The following is a 25,646-nucleotide window of genomic DNA, read 5'->3' as shown; positions in this document are numbered from 1 at the left end:
TTTATACAAATTATACATAATAAATGGATTAATTAAATTAAGCTATTGACCCTAGTCTTAGACCATAGTTTATATTGAACCTATAAAGAAAGCGCTTGCAGAAATAGAGAGTATGCAAAGCACTTAAAATAAATATTGGAGGTTTTTATTATGAGAAACATTGTACTTTTATGTAATGCAGGTATGTCTACAAGTATGTTAATGAACAAAATGAGAGGATATGCAGAATCAGCGAATTATAACTGTGAAATTAATGCTTATGCATTAACTGAAGCGAAAAACGTTGGGCAAGCAGCAGACATCATTTTATTAGGACCACAAGTTCGATATGCATTAAATAATGTGAAAAGTCAATTGCCAGAAAAGCATATTGAAGTGATTGATATGGCAGCTTATGGCATGTTAGATGGGAAAAAAGTAATTGAACAAGTGAAAAAGGTTTTAGGTGATTAATAGTTTATACATGGGGAACGATTTACGAGCCTTACACGATTTATGTCAGTTTTGAAAAGTACATATTCTGAGGGAGGTCATCGTCTGAAAAAGATAGGGGAATTTCCAATTTTATGTATGGTAGTAGGGAGCCTGGTACTGTCAGGATGTACATCAGAAAGCAAAGATAAGGCTTTAAAAGATTCAGATATAACACTTATTACGAATGTTCTTCCGTATGGAGAAGTAGGGGCTACCGTCGTTTGTGATTTTGGAGATACGATAGATAGCTCAAAATTAACAAAAGATAGTTTTGAAGTTGAGGTGGAAGTGAATGGGAAACCTCAAAATAGAAAAATAACTAAAGTGTATACAAATAATAAAGCTGAAGTATCAGAGACTTCAAAAGACGGACAATACGTCGTGATCGAATTAGATAAAAGCGATAAACATGCATCTACCTCAACGTTTAATGAAGAGAAATTTTTAAGTACAAGAGATAACTTAGATTATAAGTTATCTCTTACGAAAGAAATTAAAACAAAAGAAGGTACAACTTTTAAAGCATCCGAACAGAAAAATAAAATTGCAAAAGTAGTTACTCCTGTTGTAGATGATTTTAAAAAAAGTGTATATCAAGATGCATCTGGAAGCAAAATGCAATACAGACTTTTTGAGCCTAAAAAAGAATCTAACAAAAAATATCCATTAGTCTTATTTTTACATGGATCAGGTGAACGAGGAAATGACAACTATATGCAAGTCGTAGGAAATGAGGGCGCTGTAGCGTGGGCGAATCCAGAACAGCAAAAGAAAAATCCTGCCTATGTGTTAGCTCCTCAGGTTGAAGCAACTGAAACTCTTACAGCGTATTGGACCGAGGAACCTAACTATACTACTATGTTGAATTTACTCAAAGAAACTATCGATAAATATGATATTGATAAAAATCGCATATATGTTGTTGGTATGTCCAATGGTGGAATTGGGACTTGGAATGTTATTAAGAAGAACCCGAATCTTTTCGCAGCTGCTGTTCCGATTTGTGGAATAGGAGATTTGCCAGGAAATACGCTTGTTGGTGAATATGAACCGATGCAAGATAATTCCGTATTCAAGGATATTAAAGATATGCCGATTTGGGTTTTCCATGCAGAAGATGATCCGCTAGTTGATGTGAGATATAGCAGAGATGCTGTACAAGCTATTAAAGAACTAGGTGGTTCTTTTGTTAAATATACAGAATATCCAACTGGAATCGTTAAACCAATGGGACACTTTTCTTGGGTACCAGCTTTGCAAGATAAAGAGATGATAAATTGGTTGTTTAATCAGTCAAAATAATTTTTAAATATCTTTATTATAAAAATGTCATGTTACTCATGTGGTGTATGCATATTTTTATAAGCCCATAAGCCCTTAAGGAGAGTTCATAATGAATAAAAAAATGTTGTCGTTCTGCCTGATAGCTTCTTTGACCGTTTCTCTATTTGGTTGTTCACCTAATAAAACAGAACAAGGTAAGGAGAAAAAAGAAGAAAAACCAGTTGAGTTTTATTTAGTAAGACATGGAAAAACGATGTTAAATACGACGGATAGAGTACAAGGTTGGGCGGATGCACCACTTACGAAAGATGGTGTTGCAGTAGCAGAATACCTTGGAAAAGGTTTGAAAGGGACTAAGTTTGATAAAGCATATAGTAGCGATAGTGGACGTGCAATAGAAACAGCGAAAATTGTGTTAGATCAAAGTGGAAATAAAGATATGAATATTAATCAAAGTCAAAAGTTACGTGAAGTGTGTTTCGGTGAGTTTGAAGGGGAGTTAAATCATACGTTCAGGGAAAAACTTGCACAAACAAATAATATGACCTATGAAGAATTTATGAATAATTTCGACATTGATATTATGCAAAAAACTACAGCGAAGATTGATACGAGTAAACAGGCTGAAGATACTGAAACAGTTACAAAGAGAATGAAAAAAGAAGTTGATCAAATTGCAGAAGAAGTAGCAGAAGATGGCGGCGGTAAAGTTCTTGTTGTATCACATGGTATATCTTTAATGGATCTATTATATTCAATATCTCCTGAATCTTTAAATGAGGTTGAAGAAGGATTAGGAAATGCAAGTGTTTCAAAAGTTGTATATAAAGATGGGAAATATAAAATTCAATCTGTAAATGATATGAGCTATGTAGAAAAAGGTAAAAAATAGACTTAATAAAATATGTAAATGTTGGAGGTAATTATGAAACTGTTAGAAGGGACTAAAAACGGACTAGAACGAATCATTACACCACTAACTAATTATCTCGGAAATAGCAAAGTAGTCAATGCGATTACATCAGGGATGATGATGACAATTCCTGTTACGATCGGTGTTACATTGTTTGCTATTTTAGGTAATCTACCATTTGAAGGGTGGAAAGAATTTTTAATCCAAATTGGTATATATACGCATATGCAAGACATGATTAGTGCGACATTAAGCTTGTTAGCAGTATATATGGTTGTCATTATCGCTTATTCCTATGCAAAAGAGGAAGGCATGAATGGAATGACAGCTGCTGTTATAGCGCTAGGTAGTTTCTTATGCTTAATGCCAATGTCTATTAAGGTAGGAGAAGAACAAATTCCTGCTATATTAAATCAGTACTTAGGTAGTGATGGCATATTCGTTGCTATGTTTGTCGGTGTTTTCACTAGTAAACTGTATTGTTCATTGAAAAGAAAAAATATTGGAGTGAAATTGCCAGAATCAGTACCCCCTATGGTAGCTGATGCGATTAATCCAGTGTTTATTTCAATCATCATTTTCACGCTTATCTTCTTTATAAGAGTAATATTTGGCTATACGCCATATGAAAATATTTTTAACTTTGTAAGTCAAGTTATAGCGTTACCTGTAAAATTCATTGGATCGTCTGTATGGTCAGTAATTGCTATCTTTACATTCATGAATATATGTTGGTTCTTCGGTTTACACCCAGCACCAATCATAAATGTATGGTATAGTGCGACAGCTCCATTATTTACGACAGCTATTACAGCTTTTGCTTCAGGAACACCTTTTTCAGAAATTCCTTACTTAGATTTACTTTAATGCATTTTGCAGTCGTTATTGGTGGAACAGGAAATACGTTAGGTTTAGCAATAAATCTATTATTTGCGAAATCAGAGCAATATAAATCACTTGGAAAAATTGGTATCGTCCCAAATATCTTTAATATAAATGAGCCAATTGTCTTTGGATTACCGCTTGTTCTAAATCCAATCTACTTTATTCCATTAATAACATCTTCAATAGTAGGCGGATTAATTGGTATCGTATTCCTTAACATTACAGGGATTTTATCTAACTTTAATCCACTTATTGAATTACCATGGGTAACACCAGCACCATTTGCAGCTTATATTTCTGGTGGTTGGTTACTATTCATCATGACAGTATTAATTATTGTCTCTCAAATTCTATTATATTATCCGTTCTTTAAAATGGGAGATAAGAAAGCTTACGAGGCAGAACAACAAGCAGCATCACAACAATAATAATTTATTCCACACAAATTTGATTGGGCGGGATAGTAATCAGTGGGGATGGACTTCACTGATTGCGTTCTCGATTTATAAGACTATAAAAATAAAAAAATGTTAGGAGAATCGTTATGGAACAAAATGAATTAGTAGTATTTCAAATTATATCAGCTGTAGGTAGCGCACGATCTTCGTATATTGAAGCAATTCAAGAAGCAAAAATGGGTAACTTTGAACAAGCAAGACAATTGATGAATGAAGGCAGTGAAACTTTTATTGAAGGCCATAGAGCACATGCTGGATTGATTAGTAAAGAAGCAGCTGGTGAAAAAGTAGAAGTAAGCTTATTATTGGCGCATGCAGAAGATCAATTAATGAGTGCAGAAGGATTTAAAATCATTGCAGAAGAGCTTATAAGTGTTTATGAAACATTTTTAGTGAAACAAAACTAGTAGAAATAAACGATAACAATACTATTTTTGAAAAGGAAAGGTAAATATGCTCAATACTACATTTAAAAAAGACTTTTTATGGGGCGCTTCGACAAGCGCCTATCAAGTAGAAGGTGCCTATAATGAAGATGGAAAAGGCCTTTCTGTTCAAGATGTGAAAGTTATTCCTGAAGGTACATCAGATTTTAAAGTTTGTAGTGATCATTATCATCATTTTAAAGAAGATGTAAAGCTTTTTGCAGAATTAGGATTAAACGTTTATCGTTTTTCTATAGCCTGGACTCGTATTCTTCCAAATGGTACTGGAGAAGTGAATGAAAAGGGTATTACATTCTATAGCAATCTTATTGATGAATTGCTGAAGCATGATATCGTACCGTTAATAACCATGTATCATTTTGATTTACCGTATGAATTAGAGAAAAAGGGTGGCTGGAGTAATCGTGATACCATCGATGCTTTTGTTATATATTGTGAAATTCTATTTGAACGATTTGGAGATAGGGTTAAGAATTGGTTAACAATTAATGAGCAAAATATGATGATTTTACATGGTGGTGCTATTGGTACATCTGTATTATCTCAAAAAGAGTTATATCAGCAAAATCATCACATGCTTTTAGCAGAGGCTAAGGTTACAAACTTATGTCACAAAATGATACAAGACGCTAAAATTGGTCCAGCACCAAATATTAGTTATGTGTATCCGAAAACATGTAAGCCGAATGATATAATTGCAGCTCAAAATTGTAATGCAATTCGTAATTGGCTATATCTAGATATGGCTGTACATGGACGATATAACAATATAGCGTGGAATTTCATGAAAAGCAAAAACATCGAACCAGTCATTCTAGAGGGAGATATGGAGATTCTAGCTAGTTCAAAACCAGATTATATCGCTTTTAACTATTATTCTTCTATTACTGTTAGTGAGTATGATGAAAACTTTGTAATTGATGATGCTGGTGATCAACAAATTGAAGTGGGTGAAGAAGGATTCTTTATGGGTGATGATAATGAATTTCTAGAATTAACCGATTTTGGTTGGGAGATTGATCCAATCGGCTTTCGAGCTACATTAAGAGAAGTGAATGATCGTTATCACTTACCAATTATCATTACAGAGAATGGAATAGGTGCTTACGACAAAGTAGATGAAGATGGATCTGTACAAGATCATTACCGAATTGATTATTTGAAAAAACATATTGAACAGATGGAATTGGCAATTGCGGATGGAGTAGATGTAATGGGTTACTGCCCTTGGGCCGCAATCGATTTAATTTCTACGCATCAAGGGTTTAGAAAAAGATATGGTTTTATTTATATAAATCGTGATGAAGACGATTTAAAAGATTTAAAAAGAATAAAGAAACAGAGCTTCTATTGGTATAAAGAAGTTATTTCATCAAATGGTAAAGAACGATAACATATAGTTTCGAAATTCACATCATAGAGTGCGTACCTCAAGAAAACATTATTTCTTTTGAGGTGCGCACTTTTTATATGAAAAATAACTGTACTTCTCACTAAATGGAAAATAAAGCGGTTTGCACCGAAGTGAATACCATCAAAATGCACGAAAGAAATATATGTATTTCCTACACTATGTATATACAAAAAATTTTTGGATATAGATATAATTTATTTACGGAACATTCAAAAAGTTATTCAAGGAGGTAGCAAAATGGCAATTCAAACAATTGGTATTGTCGGTGCAGGATCTATGGGTTCTGGCATTGCAAATTTAGCTGCATTACATGGATTTACAGTTATTTTACATGATATTGAAGAGCGTTATTTAGATAGTGCAATGCAACGTATGAATGGTTTTATGACGAAAAGTGTTACGAGAGGAAAGATGACGGAAGAAGATAAAGAAAAGGCACTTGACCGAATTCGACTCACTACAACTTTAGAAGATATGAAGAATGCGGATGTAGTTATTGAGGCCGTGTTAGAGAAGTTAGATTTGAAGAGGGAAGTGTTTGCAGCTCTTGATCGAATCGTTCCTGAAGGGGTTATATTGGCGACAAATACATCCTCTATGTCAATAACAGAGATTGCGTCAGCAACGAATCGTCCAGAACGTGTGGCAGGTATGCACTTCTTTAACCCTGCACAACTTATGAAACTTGTAGAAGTTGTTCGCGGCTATAAAACGAGTGATGAAACAGTTGAAGAATTGAAAGCGTTATCTAAAAAACTTTCGAAAGAACCAGTTGAAGTAAAGAAAGATTCACCTGGATTTATTGTAAATCGAATTATGATTCCGCAATTTATTGAAGCAATTAAATTGCTTGAAGATGGGGTTGCCTCTGCAGAAGATATTGATAAGGCTGTTACACTTGGCCTCAATTATCCGATGGGTCCATTTGCACTACAAGATTTTGCAGGTGTAGATATTGGGTATCATGTGATGGAGTACTTCAAAGAAGAATTAAATAATGATCAATACGCGCCGCCGCTTCTTTTAAAACAACTAGTTAGAGCAGGTAGACACGGTAAAAAATCAGGTGCAGGTTTTTATGATTATGAATAAAGAATGGGGGATTAAGTTATGAATTATGAGTTTTTAATTTTTGAAATTGAAAATAAAGTTGCGATCGTTACGATTAATCGACCACCTGTAAATCCACTAAATACACAAGTGTTTCATGAACTTTCCAGTCTATTTGGCGAATTAGAGGCGAATGAAGAGGTACGAGTAATTGTTCTTACAGGGAGCGGAAGGAAAGCTTTTGTCGCTGGCGCTGATATTAATGAAATGGCAGCACTTGACCTTGTCGGTGTAAACAAAATGAATAAAACTTCACGAACAGTATTTAGCAAAATTGAAAATATGTCAAAACCAGTTATTGCTGCGATAAATGGATTAGCTCTTGGTGGTGGTTTTGAACTTGCACTCGCATGTGACTTACGCATTTGTTCGGATCAAGCAAAATTTGCCTTTCCAGAAGTAGGGCTCGGAATTATTCCTGGAGGCGGAGGTACACAGCGTCTTCAAAAAATTGTCGGCCAAGGTATAGCGAAAGAATTACTTTACTTCGGAGATATGTTTGATGCAGAGCGTGCTTTCGATTTACATATTGTTAACAAAGTAGTACCTGCGGAAGAGTTGTTTGAGTTTGCAAAGGAATGGGCATATAAATTGGCAAAAAAACCACCAGTAGCACTTCAAATGTTAAAAACGGCAGTAAATGTAGGAAGTAATGCTGATCTTGAAACAGGCTTAATCATTGAAAGTACCTGTTTTGGAAATGCTTTCGCAACAGAGGATCGTAAAGAAGGATTACAAGCATTCGTTGAAAAAAGAAAACCAGTTTATTTAGGGAAATAATGAGGTGAAAAGGATATGAAAGAAATTGTTTTATTAGAGGGAGCGAGGACTCCGTTCGCTGAAATTTCGGGATCATTCCGAGGCGTAAATGCAACAGAATTAGGGGCAATTGCCGCTAAGGAAGCCATACGAAAAGCTTCAATATCTGCTGAAGATATTGATCAAGTTGTATTTGGTAACGTTCAGCAATCTAGTAAAGACGCACATTTATTGGCGAGGCATGTTGGTCTAAAAGCCGGAGCACCTATTCATGTCCCTGCTTTGACGATCAATCGACTTTGCGGAACGGGTGTTGAATCTATTTTAACGACTGCTCGTTATATATTAAGCGGAGAAGCAGAAGTTGCACTTGCCGGTGGAACGGAGAATATGAGCCAAGTGCCACACGTAATACCCGGAATGAGATGGGGAAGCCCACTCGGTGGTCCAGCTATAGAAGATTGGTTATGGGATGGACTTTATGATACGTACGGCAAATGTGCGATGGGAGAAACAGCAGAAAACTTGGCTGCAAAATATAACTTAACGAGAGAAGAAGTAGATCAGCATGCACTTTCTAGTCATGAGCGCGCTCTTTTGGCAAGAGAGAAAGGGTATTTAAAAGAAGAAATTGTTCCTGTAACGGTGAAAGGAAGAAAAGGAGAACAGGTAATTGAAGAAGATGAGCATATCCGTCATACGAGTTTAGAAAAATTAGCAAAGTTAAAGCCACGCTTTGTGGAGAATGGTGTAGTGACTCCCGGAAGTGCAAGCGGCATGGTGGACGGTGCAGCAGCAGTTGTTTTAGCATCTAGTGACTTTGCAAAGGATAGAGGATTACAACCGATTGCTAAGCTCGTTTCTTGGGCTGTTGTTGGAGTGGAACCGAAGTATATGGGAATCGGACCGGTTCCTGCAATTCAAAGTGCATTAGAAAAAGCGAATTTAACTTTAGAAGACTTAGATTTGATTGAAATTAATGAAGCATTCTCTGCGCAGTACTTAGCTTGTCAAAAAGAATTAGGATTCGACCTTGATAAGGCAAATGTAAATGGTGGGGCAATTGCGATAGGCCATCCACTTGCTGCGAGTGGAACGAGAATTTCTCTATCCTTAATTTATGAATTAAGAAGAAGAAATAAAAAATATGGAGTATCGGCTGTTTGTATTGGCGGAGGTCAAGGAATTGCAGCGATTTGGGAAGCGTTGTACTAGAGAAAAAGCCAGGAAGAGTCCTTCCTGGTTTTAGCTACATCGTTTCTCATGTTATCAGTATGTGATGAGAGATTCGGACTAGTTGGTAAGAAGATAGAAAGTGAGTGAGACAATGAAAAAGGATAAAAACTTATTATCGGTGTATGAGCTGTTAGAAACGGTTACTGCAACTTACGGTGAAAAAGAAGCAATATATGATGTAACGAGGCGAATTACATACAAACAATTGAAACAGGAAGTAGATTGTTTAGCTACGGCATTTAAGAGACTAGGAGTAGGTAAAGCAGACCGTATCGCCGTATCGCTACCAAACTGGTCCGAAACAGTAGTTATCTATTTTGCAGCAGCGAAATTAGGAGCGATAATCGTTCCATTTAACCCTAAATATAAATCATATGAAATTGAATATATATTGGAAAGTTCAGCTCCAACGCTATTAATAGCTTCAGGGGAATTTGAAAAGAATTTTGGATTTGAAAAAGTTTTTAATAAGGTACGAAAGGTTATTACAGTACGGTTTTCGCAAGAAAATTACTGTTCATATGAGCAGTTAATGCGTACGGAAACAATGAATATTGAACCAGTAAATATAAATGTGAATGAAGACTTGTTTTGTATATTATATACGTCAGGGACGACGGGAACTCCAAAAGGTGTAATGGTTACACACCGTGCTGTTGTACAATCTGCGCAAACGATAGGAATAGAGCTGCATTGTACACAAGAGGATGTATTTATTATTTCAGCACCACTGTTTCATATTTTCGGTATGGCGATTAATATGCTTTGTGCAGTAGCGATGGGTGGACGAATGATATTACAAGAAAAATTCCATCCGCGCGAAACTTTACAATTAATTGAACAAGAAAAGGTAACAATCCAAAAAGGCGTACCAACCATGTTTATAAAAGAACTAGAGTTAGAGGACTTTGATAAATATGATTTATCTTCCTTGCGTGCTGGATTAGTTGGCGCCGCACCTATTCCGGCAAAAACAGTGACGGATATACGTGAACGGATGGGAATTAATCTTTGTCAGTCATTCGGGATAACTGAGACGGTCTCTATTACGATGACCTCGTATGATGATACAAAGCAGAATATAACAGAAACGCTTGGAAAGGCAATTCCAGGAGTAACATTGAAAATTGTAGATGAAAATAGAGTGGATCTTCCTCATGGAGAAGTAGGAGAAATCGCAGTTAAAGGGTTCGGTGTAATGAAAGGGTACTACAATATGCCCGAACAAACAAAACAAGCTTTAGATAATGAAGGTTGGTACTATTCAGGAGATTTAGGTACCCTCGATCCTCAAGGATATTTAAGGTTCGTAGGACGAAAGAAAGAGATGATTATAAGAGGAGGCTTAAATGTTTATCCTCAAGAAATTGAAGCAGTCATTATGAAACATCCAAAAGTAATAGAAGCAGCAGTTGTAGGTCTTCCAGATAAAGTACTGGGAGAAGTCGCATGTGCGGTCATACGGTTAAAAAATGGAGAAGTAAGTTCCGAAGAAGAAATAAAACTTTATCTTAAAGAGAAAATGGCAATTTATAAACTACCGGAGAAAGTAATCTTTACAGAGGAATTTCCTGTCACAGCAAGTGGGAAAATTCAAAAGTTGAAATTGAGAGAACAAGTATCTTCAAATAGTAGTCCTACAGTTTAATAGATAGGAGTCGAAGGCGTAATGGAAGAGTATACTTTTCAAGTAAGGTGGGGAGATACTGATGCTGCGGGCATTGTGTATTATCCTAACTTTTATAAATGGATGGACGAAGCGACCCATGAATATTTTAAAAAAATTGGTTTTCCTTCAGTCGAACTTTACGAAGAACAACAAATTGGATTGCCTTTACTAGAAGCAAAATGCCAATTTAAGTCACCTCTTCGTTTTGAAGACCAAGTAGTTGTGAAAAGTACTGTCAACGAATTGCGTAATAAAGTTTTTACAATTCAACATGTTTTTGTAAAAGGGGAACAGATTGTGGCAGAAGGTTATGAAACTCGTGCCTGGACTTCTTTCAAAGAAAAAGCAAAAGCGTATCCAATACCTGAGGATATTCGGAAGAAGATGATGCCAGAGATAAAAACTGTAGGAAGTTAAAGAAGAACAAGTAAGGATATCATAATGGGAAATTGTTAGTGAAGGGGAGATAGTGATGGGAAAAGAAAAAAAATATGATGCCATTGTTGTTGGTGCGGGCCCAGTAGGACTTGTAGCAGGACTTTCATTACAAAAGAAGGGCATATCAACATTAGTAATAGAGGGAGATTCATTCGGAAGACCACGTCCAGGAAGTAGAGCAATTTATTTGCACAGTGCTTCGTTAAAGCTACTGGAGGAGACTGCAGAAGGTCTTGGTTTTACACTTGCTCAAAACGGAATTATTTGGCCAGTAAAACGAACGTTTTATAAAGGAAAAGAAGTATATGTACGAGATTATGGTAAGGATGAAAACCTTAAGTCAAACCGCTTGCCTCATTTCACAGCTCTTCATCAAGATGAGATCGAAAGGCATATGTATGAGGCATGTATAAAAGCCGGCGTGGAATTCCTTTGGGATGCCCCAGTTAAGAAGTTGCACATTACAGACTTTGAAGTAGAAGTAACAATCACAAATGACGAAATCATAAAGGCGCAGTATGTAATTGGATGTGATGGAGCACGTTCAATTGTAAGAGAGCAAGCGGGATTAACGTTTGAAGGTCCACGTACAGCAGATACTTTTATCGTCGTAGATGCAAAAGAAGATGAAACAAATCCACTTCCTTTAGAAAGAATATTCCATTATCAACATCCAGCTATGGAGGGAAGAAATGTAATGTTTGTTCCGTTTAAAGGTGGATGGCGTGTAGATTTACAATTGCTTGAGTCAGATAACCCAGATGATTATACAAATATTGAAAGTGTTAAGAAATGGTTGCCGAAAGTAATGGATGCGAAATATGCGGAGAGGATTACATGGGTGTCTTCTTATCGTTTCCATCAAGTAGTGGCAAATTCATTTACTGATGCAAAACGTCGTATCCTTCTTGCTGGAGAAGCTGCGCATTTGTTTGCCCCATTTGGTGCACGTGGATTAAATTCTGGAATTCCAGATGCTGTTCTTGCTGCGCGAGGTATTGAGAAGGCGCTACAATCTAACTCTGAAGAAGAGCGGATAAACGCGATTGAAGCAGCTGCAAACGAACGCCGAATTGCAGCTAAATGGAACCGAGATGCTTCAACTACTGCACTTCATCACCTTCAGGGGAACTCTCCTGAAATGAACATGAAACGTGATATTGCAGCATCAATGGTATCAATTGTTCCAAGGCTTGGAAGGTGGCTCGATGAGGGACCGTACGGACCGAAATTTGGACCTCCTGAACTGACAACGAAATATTAAAAGTTAGATCGGTAATATGAACAATATGAAAGGAGCGATAAGAAATGGCCTTGTCTCAATTCATGAATGAAGAAAAGTATGGTTCACATGCACGTTCTACAAATGGAATGATTGAACGGTTAATGACGATGAACTGGTATTGCAACATTGGACAGCAAAATGTAGAGGCTGAGAAGAAAATTGATCAATTTATGAGTTTTCTAAACATTAGTGAATATGAAATCAAATGGATTTCAAGAAAACAATTAAATGAAAAAATTGAGCGGATTTCATTTGAAGATAACGATTTATGGGAGGCACTAGCAGCAGTGCCTGATCAATTGAAAGAAAAAATTGAGCGCGCTGGTAACGAAAAACTTCTTGTAGATGTAGTAGATAAAGTACCAGAAGCAATCTTTCATGGCGTTTATAAAGAAGCGTTCGAAATTTTTGGAGAGGAAAAACCAGTGAAATTTCTCGTTGGGCATGCGATGTACGTAAGTGTTCTTGCATGTGCTGCTGAATTAGCTGAAGAAAAGAATGTGTGTCTTCCAATTATAGAGTTAATAGAAATGGGACATGTGCCACTTGGACCAGAAGGAAATACTTTTTATCTTTTATAACAAAGAGTAGGGCCGGAAAGTCATACATTATTATCATTTTCGGTTATTTGAGAAGGTAGAATTTCACTTGTTTTAAAGGAAAGGATGAGTAATATGAAACTTGTTACTTTTACACATAATGGAGATACAAGAATTGCTGCTTTAGAAAATGGGAAATTGATTGATTTGCATGCTGCTTTTAAAGCGAAATTAATAAGTGAAGGAAATCTTCGGGCTGCTCAAATTGCAGAGGCGTATATACCAAAGGATATGAATGGATTTTTACAAGGCGGAACAGAAAGTATGAATCTAGCAAAAGATGCGATCGCTTATGCACTTATGAAAAAACATGAAGATAAGTTGGTATTTGAGGAAGTCGAAGTAAAAATAGAAGCTCCAGTACCTGCGCCAGGAAAAATTATATGTGTAGGTCACAATTATCGTGAACATATTTTGGAAATGAAACGCGAATTACCTGCATTTCCGGTCATCTTTGCGAAGTTTGCGAATACGGTAGTCGGTCCAGAAGATGATATTCCGTATTATCCCATTTCAGAACAACTAGATTACGAAGCTGAATTTGCTTTCGTAATCGGAAAGCGTGCCCGGAATATTTCAGAAGAAGACGCCCTTCATTATGTAGCAGGTTACACAATTGTGAATGATATTACTTACCGTGATATTCAGCGTCGTACAATTCAATGGCTTCAAGGAAAAACAGTTGAAGGTAGCGCTCCAATGGGTCCTTGGTTACTTACTTCAGATGAATTAACGAATCCATCTGGACTGAACATTGTCTTAACAGTGAATGGAGAAAAACGTCAACAGTCTAATACTGCTAATCTAGTATTCTCGGTACAATATCTCGTTTCATTCTTATCCGGTTTAATGACATTAGAGCCAGGGGATGTCATATTAACTGGGACACCGGGTGGGGTAGGTGTTGCCCGTAATCCACAAGTATTTCTTAAAGATGGAGACATCGTTCGAATTGAAATTGATCGAGTAGGCGTACTTGAAAATAGAGTAAGACAAACAGTAGAGGTGCCAGTACTATGACGAAAAACGTGCAAATCTATGCGGTCGAATCTATTTACGACTCAATCAATAAGATAAAAACGATTGTTAAGTCGTTACCAGAGGAAATAATTCGTTGGAAACCTTCAAAAGATGAATGGTCAGTAATGCAAATTATTACACATGTAGCAGAAGCAATTCCGTATTGGGCAAAGGAAATAAGCAATATTAAATTAAGTAATGAAAACTTATGGGGCCGCGGCTTAACAGATGAAGTGCGCCTGCAAGCAGTTTCAGAAGAGAATATAAATAGGAAAACAGTAGAAGAAGTCATAGAGCAGCTTTCTTCTATACCAATCACGATAGAAAATGTACTTCATACATTAACTGACGAAGAGTTACATATACAAGCTCCAAGTCGCAATCCTCGTTTCGAAAACAAACCGATTAACTTTATTGTGAATCACCTCATCGTAGAACATACAGAAAAGCATTATAAACAAATCGAGCGGAATGTATCGAAGTATAACCAGGATAAAGGAGGAAAATAAAATGGCAGAAAAAAATACTTTTTATGAAAGTGATTTGGTACAAGATTTCAATCGTGATATCGAACAATACCATCTAGGCCCGCTATGGAACGCTATTCCAGATTTAATGAAGCATACACCAGAACCTCATGCACAAGCATACCTTTGGAAAGCGGAATTACTCCATAAAAAGTTAACAGAAGCGACGCAAATATTTACACCAGATCGTGGTGGAGAACGCCGGGCCATCTATTTACAAAATCCAGGACTTAATTATAGAAAACCTTGGGGATGGGCATCGACTACCCAAACGTTATATGCTGCGGTTCAATTAATACAACCTGGAGAAACCGCTCCGTCACATCGGCATGTTCAAAATGCGTTACGTTTCGTCATGGAAGGAGAAGGGGCTTACTCAATTGTGCAAGGAGAGCGTATTTTCATGGAACGAGGAGATTTCTTAACAACTCCAAATGGACTGTGGCATGGACATGGCCACACAGGTGACAAACCGATGATTTGGATGGATTGCCTTGATATACCGACTATTTATTATCTCGGTGGTACGTTCTTTGAGCCGTATCCAGAGAAAATTGAACAGCCAAATGTGCCGGATAATTATACTGCTCAGCGTTATGAAGGTGGAATGGTTCGACCGGTTTCGGACCGATATACAAAGAAAGCCCCTCTTAGTTCCTACAAATGGGCAGGAACGGAAGCAGCGCTTAACGGATTAAGCCGTTTTGAGCCAGATGCATACGATGGTTATGCGGTTGAATATATAAATCCATCAAACGGTGAGACAGCATGTCCAACGATTGCAGCTTGGATGCAAAAATTGCCGAAGGGATTCAGAGGAAAAGCACATCGCCATACACATGCATCAATCTACCATGTGCATGAAGGGGCAGGATATACAATTATTAATGGTGTTCGCTTCGATTGGTCTAAAGGAGACTTCTTTGTTGTACCAAACTGGGCATGGCACGAACACGTTGCGTTTGAAACTAGTTATGTATTTTCCACAAATGACCTTCCGATTTTAGAAAAATTCGGGTTAGAGCGGAAACAGGAATATGAGAGCAATAATGGATTTCAAACAATTATAGGAGAGTTTGAACCAGCTTTACCTTAAGATTGTATATAAAAAGGCGCCCTCTAGTAAGGAAAAGTATCATACTAGAGGGCGCTTATTACTAGTTGTTTGGATTAATAAGCCTTCAACACATGAAGCAAATAATCCTTTCGATTCAGCGGATTAAAGTCAACGCGTTTTCGAGTAGGGAAGGGAGCCATAAGCTTTGTGAAGCCAGCTGGCTTCGTTGTAAAGATTCCTTCTCCTTCTGTAAATGAATGGAGCATTCGTTTGAAATTTTCTGTTTTCGCAATAGGTAACGATCCAGTTAAGTGATAAGAGTCATTATGCAATATAGGCTCTGTGAAAGTTGCTGGAATGGCTGCGAGCTTATACATTGCGGTACTAATTGCGTGCTCTGGTACAGTTAATTCAAATTCGTTTAATGGCTCAAATACACATGTTTCAGCTTGCTGTAAAGCATCCATTAAAACGAGCGGTGTTAAGTTTCTAAAGTCACTCGCTGTTGTAACAGGGCTTGCATAACCAGTATGTGTTAACGTGACGATAATGTCCGTAACTTCCCATCCGTATAAACCTTGTTTTAACGTTTGAAATACCGTATCTTCAATCGCTTTATGAAATGCTAAAGGTAGTGATCCAAGTTCAACACCTAAGTTGTACGTTATGCCAGAGTTATGTTTCCCGCGTTCAACTTTGAAACCGATTGTTGCGTAAAATGGATTCGCTTTTTCACCCATTACTTCAACACTATTTCCTATGCCAATTGGTTTTTCAATACATACAACTCGCGTATTTGAAAAAGTAACCTGTAAATTATATTTCTCATGAAGTGTCGTTTCAATCACTTCTTTTTGCACCTCACCGAAAAGGCGAATGTATAGTTCATTATGAACATCGTCTTTCCACACTTTAATGAGTGGATCTTCTTCACATAGTTCCATAAGTGCAGCGTATAAATCATGAATTCTCTCTTTAGGTACAGCATCAATGGAAGCTTCCATTTGTGGTTCGGCAAAGTGAATATCTTTTATATAATCCGTACGTTCACCAATAATATCACCAATTTTAATATCATTCAGTCCCCACACTTTACAAAATTCACCGCTAGGAACGGTAGAAGTTTGAACGGCATCTCCATTATGAAATAGGCACATTTTTTTTATCTTTTCTTTATGGGATAGAGACTGACTGCGCTGTATATTAACATATTTTCTAACGTGTAAGCTATCTGAAAAAACTCTTACATAAGCAACCTTTTCTCCAGAAGGTTCACGTTCAATTTTAAAAACAACACCGGATAATAGTTCCTCTTGTGCCGATGTATGAGCTGGCATTAGGGCAGGAAGTTTTTCAAGTAGTTCAGTTATTCCTATACCTGTCATTGCTGAGCCGAAAAAGATTGGATACACATTTGCTTGCTGTATTTGCTGTTCTAGTTTTTCTCTTAATAGTGCGTCCCGTATTATTTCGTTATTTACATATGACTCAAGTAATGATTCATTATATGATGCTAACAGTTCCATACAATCGTCATATGATTTGTATTCAATGATTCGGGCTTCTTTCGTTCCTTCGTTTAGAACAGAGTAGAAGGGGAATGCTTCATTTGAAAGAACCTCTTTTATTTGCTTTATAACTTTTTCAGTATTTGCGCCACTACGGTCTATTTTATTAACGAATAATATAGTCGGTATGTTTAGTTTCTGTAATGTTCGCATTAAAATCTTTGTTTGTGCTTGCACACCTTCAACGGCAGAGATGACTAAAATTGCACCGTCTAAAACACGGAATGATCGCTCTACTTCAGCGATAAAATCAGCGTGTCCAGGTGTATCAATGACATTTACTTTTACATCATTAATACAGAAAGAAACGACGGATGCTTTAATCGTAATTCCGCGTTGTCTTTCTAATTCCATTGAATCAGTTTGCGTACTTCCGCTATCAACTCGGCCAACTTCTTTAATTACATTCGTTTCAAAAAGAATTCGCTCAGTCAAACTCGTCTTGCCAGCGTCTACGTGCGCGACAATCCCTATATTTATTGTTGTCATATGTGAATATCCTCATTTCATTTTCCATTTTCATTTCCTCATTTCTATTTGTGTATTGCCGCATTACAATCACTCTCCAGTCATTTAAATTATTACTATTATAATGTAATTTACATTTTTTGTAACGCTACAAAGCGCCTTAATTTGGAAAAAATAGAATGAAAACAAAATGCTTGCATTCTAAATCGATATAGATTATATTAATTGACGTATCAACTATTGATACGTCAAACGTTTTTGGTTTGGATGTAAAGGAGGGGTAATTTGACAAGTTCATGCTCAAAAGAAGCGATTATTTTATATAAACTACACTTTCTAAATAAAGAAGTAAGTTCGAAGTTTGAAGGGTGTACGGGTATGAGCCAGTCTCGATTAGAGCTTATACTTCAGTTATATGAAGTAGGTGAAATTAGTCAAAAAGCGCTTCAACAAGAAGTGAATATTGATAATGCTGCGATTACGAGGCATTTAAAGCAGCTTGAAGCAAATGAAATGATTGTAAGACGTAAAAATCCAGATGATAACAGAATTACGTTAGTTTCTCTTACTGAAGAGGGGCGAAATAAAATTCAGGCGTTTCAAGAGGAAAAAGAACGTTTTGCAGCATCTGCCTTTAAAGGATTAAGTGAGGAAGAACGCGATAATCTTTTAAATATGTTAAATCACATTCAAGAAAATATAAAAGAATTATAAAAAAGGGAGAATACAACTATGACTAACTCAGTAAAAACAAATGATTTTAACGAAATTTTAACAGGACGCCGTTCTATTCGTAAGTACGATCCTTCAGTGAAAATTAGTAAAGAAGAAATGACTGAAATTCTTACAGAAGCAACACTTGCACCATCTTCAGTAAACATGCAACCATGGAGATTCTTAGTTATTGAAAGTGACGAAGCAAAAGCAACACTTGCGCCACTTGCGAAATTCAATCAATCTCAAGTAGAAACATCTTCAGCAATGATCGCTGTGTTTGGTGACTTAAACAACTTTGATAACGCAGAAGAAATCTACGGTACAGCAGTAGAGCGCGGTTTAATGCCAGCAGAAGTAAAAGAAGATCAAATGAAAAAACTTTCAGGTTACTTCTCAATGGTTACACCAGAAGTAATGAAAGATACTGTATTAATTGACGGTGGTCTTGTAGCAATGCAATTTATGCTAGCAGCTCGTGCTCACGGCTATGACACTTGCCCAATTGGTGGATTTGAAAAAGACCAAATCGCAGAAGCATTCGGATTAGATAAAGAGCGTCACGTACCAGTAATGTTAATTTCAATCGGAAAAGCTGCCGACAGTGGTTACCAATCAGTACGTCTTCCGGTTGAAAAAGTTGCTGAGTGGAAGTAAATTTAAAGAAATAAGTGGAATATGAGAGGGGAAGCACCATGATTATTATTCACGCAATATTTCAAGTAGATCCAGCAAAACAACAATCATTTTTAGAAGAAATTCAGCCACTCATTCATGGTTCAAGAGAAGAAAGTGGAAATGTATCTTATGACTTATATAAAGATACAGAAAAAGAAAATGTTTATACGATGGTAGAAGTATGGAAAGATGAAGAAGCAGTTGCGAGTCATAATACGAGTGAACACTTCACATCTTTCGTTAGTAAAGCAGCACAATTTTTAACTGCTCCGCTTGATATAAAAGCTTATAATGGAGAGTTAGTGAAATAATAAGTTAGAAAAAGATGACTTTAGCGAATGGCTGAGGTCATCTTTTTTTGTATAAGTGGAAGCGACTTTCGAAACAGTTATGTTGAAAGATAAGTGTTGCTTTTCTCCTTACTAACATCGATGAATTGAATGTCAAGTTCGAACATTCAGTTTATTAGAATATTTTTCCATGGTATAATTTTCTTGTGAATAAAAGGTAGAGGGGAGTAAGTGATGGGAGAATTTCAAAGTAATTTGCATAGAGCAACGCAACTTGCAACGAAAATGAGAACTGCTTCAAATAGAATGCAAAGTGCTACTAGTCGCTCTATAAATAAGGCAACGCGTACTACACTATCTGTGAACTTCAAAGCACAAGAAGCAAATCAACAAAATTTGCAGATCACGAAACAATTTTGTGCTGCTTTTCAACAAACAATTGATAATATCCATTCCGTAGCAAATGAATTTGAGAAAATGGATACAGGACTTCAAAAGACTTTTCAATAATGTAACAGCCTACGTAAAGGGGAAAAGGTAGGGAGAAAAGATGAGTCAAGAAATTGAAAAGAGAATCAGTCAATGTAATCAAAAATTACGAATTATATTTGAAGAACAAAATGAAAACCGAATTGCGCTGCAAAATCAAGAACGAGCTGAGGCTAGTTTTCATGAATGGAAAAATAGAAGCAATCGTTTATTTAACCGAATACTAGAAACTTGGCACGGCGACAAAGAAGTGTTTCATCTTTTTACGAATATGCGGCAAGAAATCGGACAGTATGAAAGAAAACTTACATTCGAATTAGAAAATGAAAAAGAGACGTTGCTTAAAGAAAAACGGCATCTCAGTGAGAAAGAAAACGACCTTTCCTATGAACAGCAGCAACTACAAAGGGAGGCAAATACATGAGTTTAAACATGTATTTGGGAGAAGTACAAAGTCAAACTCAAAGTATGAACGCTATATGTAATGCTACGATTGAAAGTATGGAACAAGCCATTCAATCTATTGATGCATTTGCGGTAGATACAGTACTACAAGGACAAACATACAGTAGTGCAAAATCCTACCTTGTCCAAACATTTCGGCCATTAGCGCAAGGAATTATATGCTTATGTGAAGAATTAATTCGCCAAAACGAAGCATTTCCAAACGAGTTCCAAGCGAAAGTTGCTTCGACAGATGTGATTGAACAAGAAATAAGAGAACAAATACGGGGAATTAATCAATCGATTACAAGTATAGAAGCAATAGAAGTACTTACACCAATGCTTGGAGTAGGTGCAATTGTAACGGTATTAGGTGCAATGAGAAAAAAACTGGAAGAAAAAATAGAGCATTTATATGAATTCAATCATTCATCCAGCAACAACTACAGCACCGCTCTCCAATTAGCAGCTAGCATCACAGCCGGACTCGCTGAAGTGCAAAGCGGGAAAGGATTTAGTCCTGTGAGTGGGACGTTTAGTACACAAGGGTTGAATATGGATTGGGTGAGTTCTATTCAGGGGATTATAGAAGAAACAGCCCGAAAAAATGATCAGTCAATTAAAGATATAGAAACAAATAACATAATTGAGGAGAAATCTCCGGTTAGAAATGCTTGGGACGATGCGGCAGACAGTATAGTTGGCACGTTTGAAACAGCGAAAAAGATGTGGGAAGCTATTCAAAGAGGATCGGGGAAAGCTATTGGTGATGAGATCGAGTCCGCAATAGCTTTAAGTAATATGGACATAGGAACTTTTATTAATGTAACCTATGCACTTCTCCATTTGGATGAAACTGCAAAAAATATGTGGCATGCATTTTCAAATAAAATAAAACGAGATATGATAGAGGGAGATGCAGAGAGTCGTACAGAATCGACTACCTATGGATTAACACAAATAGCTACCACAATATTAGGCGATAGGGCACTAAATAAAGTAGGCTATATCACAAAAGGAGCAAAAGCATCAAGTGGAGTAAGTACATTTGCTAATGCAGTAAAACTAGCAAAAGAATTGAAGCCTACGCTTGAAATGTTACAATCATTTAAGAGAAATGCTTCCTATGCATTCTCTAGTGTTGGTGGAACTATTGTAACCAAAATACCTCAAGGCGAATTAATAGAAGCTTATTATAAGTTTGCGAAGTCTAAAGATGGTGGTAAGGGTACGGGTAAAACTGTAAGCAATTATCTTGATGATATAGTCGAGGCTGGTGGTACCAGAAGAGAAATAAATTCTAAACTTCGAAATCCATTAGATAATCCTAAGATAGCAAAGGAGATTGAGGGAAATACTGAAGCTGTATATGGATATTCACCTAAGAAGGAATCTGCCTTAAATAAGTTTGGGGTAGACTGGACAAATGGTGATGAAGTAGCTTATGCAAGAAGCGAAAGAATAAAGTATCATGAAAAAATACAACAAAAAAGAATACAACTAGAACAAGATATTAAAAATCTTCAAAATGATGGGCTATCTATGGAGGAAATTGCTAGATTGAAAGTTGAAGAGCGAAATCAAGGAAGAATGGAAACGTATATAAAATCTAATAATTTAGATGGATTGAATGCAATGAAAGAAAGAAATATTCTTGAATATGGCAGGGCAGAAGGACCTACACCTGAACAACTTTATAAAAAGTATGGTTCATGGGAAGATGTGATATATGGCAGTTTAAAAACAAATCCAGCAATGGATGTCTTGACAGGATTATTTCATAGTATGGGAGGAAAATAATTATGAAAGAAGAAAAAATACAAGGTAATATAAAGTGGATTGCATACAATAATTTAAGATTTAGAATAGAGAAGGTTAATGATGATTCATCCGTAATTTGGGTTTCTGATAATTTTGTAAATTTATGTTTTACCTTAGTAATGAATGACTTTTTAAGTAAATGTGAGGATGAGTTGAATATAAATATCGAAATTGATTTGACTTGGAATAATCATAGAGGTTTGATTATAAAAAATCATGATATAAATCTAATTTTAGGAGAAATAATTAATTTTATTAGCGAATGGGAGTTAGAAGGAAATTCAAATGCTGATAATTTTTCTACGGAAGAGTGGTATTCAGCATAAGCTTGCAGGGTATGCTAGCTTTCCATCATTTTTAGGAATTTAAAAATATGGAGGGAAATTTAAATTTAATGTATGTTTAGGGGATATTGAATGTGAATTGAAACTAAAGAGTTAGATAAATATTTTAAGCAACTAGTGAGGAATGAATTCTGTATAGTAAAGAATTCATTCCTTTTAAGTTTGTTTTAATTTACTTGTAATTATAGTAGTTAATATTTGAAGAGGCAATCACCCTAAGTCATAAAGACACGAAAGCCTATACTCAAAGTAAGATTTCAAAGCTTTAGGAAGAAATTGGTTGAGTTAAAGGGGCTAAGGATGATACTTAGGATACGGCTAACGGTAAACCTAGCAGTAACAAAAACACAACTGTAGATAATTTTGATGCAAAAACAGCTACAAATAAGCAAAAAGGGAATTATGGTGAAATAAAATCTAGTGGCAATTTATTGAATAATCAAAGTTTAAAAGAAGCTGGATTTGATTTAAAGCCAGTTGGAAAAAGTGCATCATCAGGCATAAATGATAAAATAGTAAAAGGAATTGATGGATTATACGAAAATGCAAATCCAAATTCAAATATTAAATATGTTATTGATGAAGCTAAGTTTGGTAGTTCACAATTAGGAAAAACTAAAGATGGACGGCAAATGTCAAATGATTGGTTGAAAGGTTCTGAAACTGGAAAAAGTAGAATATTAAAAGCTGTTGAGGGAGATAAAGTATTAGCTGAACAGATTACGAAAGCCTTGCAAAGAGGTAAAGTTAAAAGAGTATTATCAAAAGTTGATAGTAGTGGAAAGGTTAAAACATTTAAGATAGATTCTAAGGGTAACATTGTTGGAGAATGGCCGTAATTTAGAAGCTAGGAGGAATTAAAAAGAATGAGAGATCATTTATGTATAGAAGAAAAATGTAAAAGGGGAATAGAATATCATAAAGAGTTTATTGAAGAAAATAGAGAAGAGATTAAAAGTTTAGAAGAAGATGAAAAAAATGGTATTCAAAGATATCCTAATGATAACAAAAGTATTATATTAGAAAATTATTTGTCGAATTTTATACATGAGATGAACGATATTAGGGCAATGTATTCTTTAGGTGAAGACATTAGTAAAATGGAAGTATATTTTTATAATGCGATAGATGATTTAGAGCATACAGGGACTAGCAAAGTGGGTTATATATATATGCTTTGGGTAATCTCTTTAGGAATATTGTTAGAAACGAATAAAAAGAATATAGAAAGATTAAAAAAGATAGTTGATACAAAAAATATGAACGACGCAGTAATTGATTTCCTCTTATGCGCTAGTGATATCGGATACACAAAAATGACGAACAGATATTATAAAGAAAATCCATATGCAAAAACGAGAGAGATTATAGAACTTGCACAAACAGATAAAAAAGAAGCGTCTAAAAGATTACAAACGTATATGGAGAAAGAATGGTTTAAAGGCCATTATGATTATGAATGGAAAAATGCACATAAAGAACCTGGATATGTGGGGTATTGGAGCTTTGAAACGGCAGCGCTTACGAAAATTTTAGAACTTGATGATACAAGTTTAAAAGATAATAACCATTATCCATATGATTTGGCACATTATAAAAATGAAATGAAATTTAAGCATATAGACCTAAGTGAATATCACTATGAAGATGAGACAGAAGAAATCGAGGAGATAGTAGAAGGAATTGAACATAATCCTGCATTGGAAAATATTATTCCGCCAAAATGGCATTCATTGGTCAATGAATTAATACATGATTATGAGAATATGGATGATAGTAGTTTTTATGAAAAATACAAAAAAACGATAGGAATAGGTCAAGTGTGGTTCTTACCAAAAGAGTATAAAGAAGAAAATGAGCAAAAAAATCTATTAGGAAGTTTAATTGTGTTTGCCCTGACGGTAAGAGATTATATATTACAATTGGACTATAAAGAAGATTTAGAAGACTACATTGATAATCTTAAAAATTTCTGGAACGGATCAGAAACAAAGTTAATTCAATTTATGTTAGAAAATGATCAAAATTATTATGCATGGGTACCAAAAGAAGCAAGCATCCCAAATATGTATGAAGTGAAGATTGAGAGTGTCGATGTAGAGGAAGTTCTATAACGAACAAATCGAAATATTACGCATTATGAGTAACGTCGAAAATTAAATTATACGGAATTTAATGAATTAATAAGTTAAAAATAATTGAAGCTTTAATTGTTGTAAAACGATGTTTTTTATTTGATAAAATTGAGATGACACAAGGAACTGCTGGTCAAATCGTTAGGCCTAGATAAAGAGGGGGTATTGGTGTATTTTAAAAATATATAAATTTGTTCTGCGCTAAAAATTTGTATTATTACAAAGGTTAATAGATGCAAAAGAAGTATAGGAAGAAGAGTTTTAATATTAGGGATTTTATTGGCGTCAATAATGAAAGTCATACTGCTAGGTCTATTTAAGGCGTGTGGAGGAATAGAGATTGAGTGAGCAAATTTAATAGGAGTGGAGAACATTTATTTGAAAACAATAATCAAAAATATAGGTAATAAAAATATAAAAGCTAAAGTAGAAGAACCTTTAAGCTTTTATGTAGAAACACTTTTTAATTTATTATCTAAAGTAGAAGATAAATTAATAGATGGATTTTCAATACAAATTGGATGGTCTTTTTTTAGTTTATATAAGTATGAAGAGTATTATCAAATTATTACCCGGGATTATACTAAAAACCCTTTTAAAGATTCGACGGAAGATTTAACGATTGCATTATGGGTACAACTTGAGCAATCACATTGCTTACGCCGATTAAATATAGAGGGACAATTAATAAAATTTAACGATAAGATTGTGATAGCGAAAAATGTGTTGCAACAAGAAGGGCTTTATTTACAAAGATCTAGTGGTTGTGATAAAGGTGATTCGGGTTGGTATATAGGTCCTATTAATGAAGAAGTATCAGGAGAATTAGAGACCATATACGCCTACGAATTATTAAAAATGAAACCTGCAATTATTCAAGTACTAGCTTTACCGTATAATTATTTAGTAGTTTTTGAGAAAGACGAAATTAAATCGATTTTAAATGAAAGTGATATTGATATTTGGAGTGAAATAGAAAAATAGTGAATGTATATAACGTGTTAAATACCCAATATGAAAATTACGTGAGTTAAGCACCTCATTGTCAATATACGACAATAGGTGCTTTTTTGCGTGCAATGAAGAAAAAATAAAAGATTCATTTTCACTCTATTTCATCT

The 25,646-nt window shown here is 35.5% G+C and carries 25 protein-coding genes and 2 pseudogenes; 26 read left to right on the top strand and 1 reads right to left on the bottom strand.

What is annotated here, in order from left to right:
* Positions 1–150: 150 nt before the first annotated feature.
* The 16 genes and pseudogenes from JDS95_RS14600 (at position 151) to JDS95_RS14525 (ending at position 15,613) form a co-directional block, all read left to right on the top strand.
* A complete protein-coding gene (locus JDS95_RS14600; protein WP_001244593.1) occupies positions 151–453 on the top strand; it encodes a PTS sugar transporter subunit IIB in 303 nt (100 codons plus the stop codon).
* A 42-nt stretch (positions 454–495) separates the two neighbouring features.
* Positions 496–1,776 (top strand): prolyl oligopeptidase family serine peptidase, encoded by a 1,281-nt coding sequence (locus JDS95_RS14595; RefSeq protein ID WP_085450335.1) that lies wholly within the window; start codon positions 496–498, stop codon positions 1,774–1,776.
* Between the two features lie 91 nt (positions 1,777–1,867).
* Complete coding sequence (locus tag JDS95_RS14590) at positions 1,868–2,650, top strand: histidine phosphatase family protein (RefSeq protein ID WP_001035785.1); 783 nt, start codon at positions 1,868–1,870, stop codon at positions 2,648–2,650.
* A gap of 33 nt (positions 2,651–2,683) precedes the next feature.
* Positions 2,684–3,984 (top strand): annotated as a pseudogene (locus JDS95_RS31545) (PTS sugar transporter subunit IIC).
* A 116-nt stretch (positions 3,985–4,100) separates the two neighbouring features.
* The gene (locus JDS95_RS14580) at positions 4,101–4,421 is read left to right on the top strand and encodes a PTS sugar transporter subunit IIA (RefSeq protein ID WP_000437092.1); all 321 of its coding nucleotides are present in this window, start codon (positions 4,101–4,103) and stop codon (positions 4,419–4,421) included.
* 46 nt (positions 4,422–4,467) lie between these two features.
* On the top strand, positions 4,468–5,853 hold the full coding sequence (locus tag JDS95_RS14575; RefSeq protein ID WP_144467068.1) for a glycoside hydrolase family 1 protein: 1,386 nt from the start codon (positions 4,468–4,470) through the stop codon (positions 5,851–5,853).
* A gap of 258 nt (positions 5,854–6,111) precedes the next feature.
* Positions 6,112–6,966, top strand: coding sequence for a 3-hydroxyacyl-CoA dehydrogenase family protein (locus JDS95_RS14570; protein WP_016091164.1), 855 nt, complete (start codon positions 6,112–6,114; stop codon positions 6,964–6,966).
* A gap of 18 nt (positions 6,967–6,984) precedes the next feature.
* A complete protein-coding gene (locus JDS95_RS14565; protein ID WP_085450333.1) occupies positions 6,985–7,764 on the top strand; it encodes an enoyl-CoA hydratase/isomerase family protein in 780 nt (259 codons plus the stop codon).
* A gap of 15 nt (positions 7,765–7,779) precedes the next feature.
* Positions 7,780–8,958, top strand: coding sequence for an acetyl-CoA C-acetyltransferase (locus JDS95_RS14560; RefSeq protein ID WP_085450332.1), 1,179 nt, complete (start codon positions 7,780–7,782; stop codon positions 8,956–8,958).
* A gap of 112 nt (positions 8,959–9,070) precedes the next feature.
* Positions 9,071–10,627, top strand: a complete 1,557-nt coding sequence (locus tag JDS95_RS14555) for a class I adenylate-forming enzyme family protein (protein ID WP_185778049.1) — start codon at positions 9,071–9,073, stop codon at positions 10,625–10,627.
* A 21-nt stretch (positions 10,628–10,648) separates the two neighbouring features.
* Positions 10,649–11,065, top strand: a complete 417-nt coding sequence (locus tag JDS95_RS14550) for an acyl-CoA thioesterase (protein WP_000393464.1) — start codon at positions 10,649–10,651, stop codon at positions 11,063–11,065.
* A 55-nt stretch (positions 11,066–11,120) separates the two neighbouring features.
* Complete coding sequence (locus JDS95_RS14545; protein ID WP_085450331.1) at positions 11,121–12,350, top strand: FAD-dependent oxidoreductase; 1,230 nt, start codon at positions 11,121–11,123, stop codon at positions 12,348–12,350.
* Positions 12,351–12,394: 44 nt separating this feature from the next.
* Complete coding sequence (locus JDS95_RS14540; RefSeq protein ID WP_085450330.1) at positions 12,395–12,952, top strand: hypothetical protein; 558 nt, start codon at positions 12,395–12,397, stop codon at positions 12,950–12,952.
* Between the two features lie 93 nt (positions 12,953–13,045).
* A complete protein-coding gene (locus tag JDS95_RS14535; protein WP_000780329.1) occupies positions 13,046–13,990 on the top strand; it encodes a fumarylacetoacetate hydrolase family protein in 945 nt (314 codons plus the stop codon).
* Positions 13,987–14,499, top strand: a complete 513-nt coding sequence (locus JDS95_RS14530) for a DinB family protein (RefSeq protein ID WP_000165329.1) — start codon at positions 13,987–13,989, stop codon at positions 14,497–14,499. The genes JDS95_RS14535 and JDS95_RS14530 overlap by 4 nt, the downstream gene beginning before the upstream one ends.
* 1 nt (position 14,500) lies before the next feature.
* The gene (locus JDS95_RS14525; protein ID WP_085450329.1) at positions 14,501–15,613 is read left to right on the top strand and encodes a cupin domain-containing protein; all 1,113 of its coding nucleotides are present in this window, start codon (positions 14,501–14,503) and stop codon (positions 15,611–15,613) included.
* Positions 15,614–15,687: 74 nt separating this feature from the next.
* Here the strand turns inward: JDS95_RS14525 and tet are convergent, their stop codons facing one another.
* Positions 15,688–17,631, bottom strand: coding sequence for a tetracycline resistance ribosomal protection protein (gene tet, locus JDS95_RS14520; protein WP_000207772.1), 1,944 nt, complete (start codon positions 17,629–17,631; stop codon positions 15,688–15,690).
* Positions 17,632–17,895: 264 nt separating this feature from the next.
* On the opposite strand from tet, the gene JDS95_RS14515 reads away from it, so the two are divergent.
* The 10 genes and pseudogenes from JDS95_RS14515 to JDS95_RS14470 all read left to right on the top strand — a co-directional run bounded on the left by JDS95_RS14515 (position 17,896) and on the right by JDS95_RS14470 (position 25,509).
* Complete coding sequence (locus JDS95_RS14515) at positions 17,896–18,324, top strand: MarR family winged helix-turn-helix transcriptional regulator (RefSeq protein ID WP_000204172.1); 429 nt, start codon at positions 17,896–17,898, stop codon at positions 18,322–18,324.
* An 18-nt stretch (positions 18,325–18,342) separates the two neighbouring features.
* The gene (locus JDS95_RS14510) at positions 18,343–18,981 is read left to right on the top strand and encodes a nitroreductase family protein (protein ID WP_000185378.1); all 639 of its coding nucleotides are present in this window, start codon (positions 18,343–18,345) and stop codon (positions 18,979–18,981) included.
* A gap of 38 nt (positions 18,982–19,019) precedes the next feature.
* Positions 19,020–19,313 carry a putative quinol monooxygenase gene (locus JDS95_RS14505; RefSeq protein WP_000583813.1) on the top strand — a complete coding sequence of 98 codons (294 nt, stop codon included), beginning with the start codon at positions 19,020–19,022 and terminating at the stop codon, positions 19,311–19,313.
* 213 nt (positions 19,314–19,526) lie between these two features.
* The gene (locus tag JDS95_RS14500) at positions 19,527–19,802 is read left to right on the top strand and encodes a TIGR04197 family type VII secretion effector (RefSeq protein WP_000503631.1); all 276 of its coding nucleotides are present in this window, start codon (positions 19,527–19,529) and stop codon (positions 19,800–19,802) included.
* Between the two features lie 40 nt (positions 19,803–19,842).
* Positions 19,843–20,205, top strand: coding sequence for a DUF3958 family protein (locus JDS95_RS14495; protein ID WP_000076580.1), 363 nt, complete (start codon positions 19,843–19,845; stop codon positions 20,203–20,205).
* Positions 20,202–22,025 (top strand): T7SS effector LXG polymorphic toxin, encoded by a 1,824-nt coding sequence (locus tag JDS95_RS14490; protein WP_085450328.1) that lies wholly within the window; start codon positions 20,202–20,204, stop codon positions 22,023–22,025. The genes JDS95_RS14495 and JDS95_RS14490 overlap by 4 nt, the downstream gene beginning before the upstream one ends.
* Before the next feature lie 2 nt (positions 22,026–22,027).
* Positions 22,028–22,372 carry a hypothetical protein gene (locus JDS95_RS14485; RefSeq protein WP_000656836.1) on the top strand — a complete coding sequence of 115 codons (345 nt, stop codon included), beginning with the start codon at positions 22,028–22,030 and terminating at the stop codon, positions 22,370–22,372.
* A gap of 329 nt (positions 22,373–22,701) precedes the next feature.
* Positions 22,702–23,229, top strand: a pseudogene (locus JDS95_RS14480) (hypothetical protein); the annotation flags it as partial.
* Between the two features lie 27 nt (positions 23,230–23,256).
* Positions 23,257–24,504, top strand: a complete 1,248-nt coding sequence (locus JDS95_RS14475) for a PoNi-like cognate immunity protein (protein ID WP_199690574.1) — start codon at positions 23,257–23,259, stop codon at positions 24,502–24,504.
* 399 nt (positions 24,505–24,903) lie between these two features.
* Positions 24,904–25,509, top strand: a complete 606-nt coding sequence (locus JDS95_RS14470; RefSeq protein WP_000848825.1) for an immunity protein Imm33 domain-containing protein — start codon at positions 24,904–24,906, stop codon at positions 25,507–25,509.
* Positions 25,510–25,646 lie beyond the last annotated feature (137 nt).

Origin of the sequence: Bacillus cereus group sp. N24 (assembly GCF_016483345.1) — a bacterium.
GTDB classification, from domain to species: Bacteria; Bacillota; Bacilli; order Bacillales; family Bacillaceae_G; genus Bacillus_A; species Bacillus_A toyonensis.
The sequence above is the reverse complement of the archived record's forward strand: the minus strand, read 5'-3'. Positions and strand labels throughout refer to the sequence as shown.